The organism is Actinomadura rubrobrunea NBRC 15275, from assembly GCF_001552235.1.
In the GTDB taxonomy this organism is placed as follows: Bacteria; Actinomycetota; Actinomycetes; order Streptosporangiales; family Streptosporangiaceae; genus Spirillospora; species Spirillospora viridilutea.
The window spans coordinates 1-1692 of the sequence record NZ_BCQU01000200.1 but is presented as its reverse complement, the minus strand read 5'-3'; the positions used below and the strand labels follow the sequence as shown (position 1 = coordinate 1692).

Genomic DNA, 1692 nt, shown 5'->3' with positions numbered 1-1692 from the left:
CCGACGGATCGTCCCCGGCGCGCCACGTACAGCTTCGACGGCGACATCGCCCCTGTGCGCCTAGATGCCGAGCTTCATGCCGCGCTTGTGGCGTTGGCGGGCGAGTGCCGGGCGACGCTGTTCATGGTGATCCAGGCCGGACTGGCCGCGCTGCTGTCGCGTCTGGGCGCGGGTGACGACATCCCTCTGGGCAGCCCGATCGCGGGCCGCACCGACGACGCCCTCGACGACCTCGTCGGCTTCTTCGTCAACACCCTCGTGCTCCGCGCCGACCTCTCCGGCAACCCCACCTTCCGCCAACTCCTCGAACGCATCCGCACAACCGACCTGGCCGCCTACGCCCACCAGGACATCCCCTTCGAACGCCTCGTCGAAATCCTCAACCCCGAGCGTTCGACCGCCCGCAACCCCCTGTTCCAGGTGCTGGTCGTCCTGCAGAATGCCGCGGAGCCCGCGTACGAGCTCCCCGGTCTTCACGTGCAGCCGATCCGCATCGCGCCGGGTGTGACCAAGTTCGACCTGTCGCTGAGTCTTGATGAACGCCGGCAGGCGGACGGGACGCCCGCGGGTCTGGACGGCTACGTCGAGTACAGCAGCGATCTCTTCGACGCCTCGACCATCGAGTCCCTGATCGCTCGTTTCACCGCCTTCCTGAGAGAGGCCGTGGCCGATCCCGACCGCCCGATCGGGGACATCGAGCTGCTCACCCCGCGGGAACGGACCGAGCTTCTGCCGTCCTGGAACGACACGGCCGACGGGAGTTCTCCGGCGTGCTGGCCGGATCTGTTCGAGGCCCGCGCCGGCGCCGCGCCGGAGGCTCCGGCTGTGCTGTTCGAAGGGTCGACGCTGTCGTACGGGGAACTGAACGCCCAGGCCAATCGCCTGGCCCGACTGCTGACCGCACGCGGCGTGGGCCCCGAACACCTGGTCGCCGTCGCGATACCCCGCTCACCCGAACTGATCGTCGCCCTGCTGGCCGTCCTCAAAGCAGGCGCCGCCTACCTGCCCATCGACCCCAAATACCCGGCAGGACGCATCACCTACATGCTCCAGGACGCCCGCCCCGCCCTCATACTCGCCAACCACCACACCCACCTGCCCCAAACCGACATCCCCCGCCTCAACCTCGACGACCCCCACACCACCGAAGAACTGTCCAACCACCCCGACCACAACCTCACCGACACCGAACGACCCACCCCCCTCACCCCCCAACACCCCGCCTACGTCATCTACACCTCCGGCTCAACCGGACGCCCCAAGGGTGTTGTGGCTACCCACTTCGGTGTCGTCAGCCTCCTGGCCTCTCAGCAGCAGCATCTCCGCGTCGATGCAGCGAGTCGTGTCCTGCAGTTCGCGTCGCTCAGCTTCGACGCGGCGTTCTGGGAGCTCACCATGACCCTTCTGTCCGGGGCCGCCCTGGTGATGGCGCCGGCCGACCGGCTGCTGCCCGGACCGTCGCTGGCCGAGGTGGTGGCCGAGCACGGCGTCACCCATCTGACCCTGCCGCCGTCGGCCCTGGCCGTCCTTCCTGATCACGCCCTGCCCGAGCAGGCTACGCTGGTCGTCGCGGGGGAGGCGTGCCCGCCGGACCTGGTGGAGCGGTGGTCTCAGGGGCGTCGGATGCTCAACGCCTACGGTCCGACCGAGGCGACGGTGTGCGCGACCGTCAGCGAACCCCTGTCCGGCGCC

Annotated in this window: 1 protein-coding gene; it reads left to right on the top strand. The window is 69.1% G+C overall.

Features of this window, described 5'->3' with window-relative positions; all coding sequences use genetic code 11:
- Positions 1 to 1692 (top strand): non-ribosomal peptide synthetase (locus AR3_RS29000; protein WP_157406848.1); only part of this gene is annotated, 1692 nt, incomplete at both ends.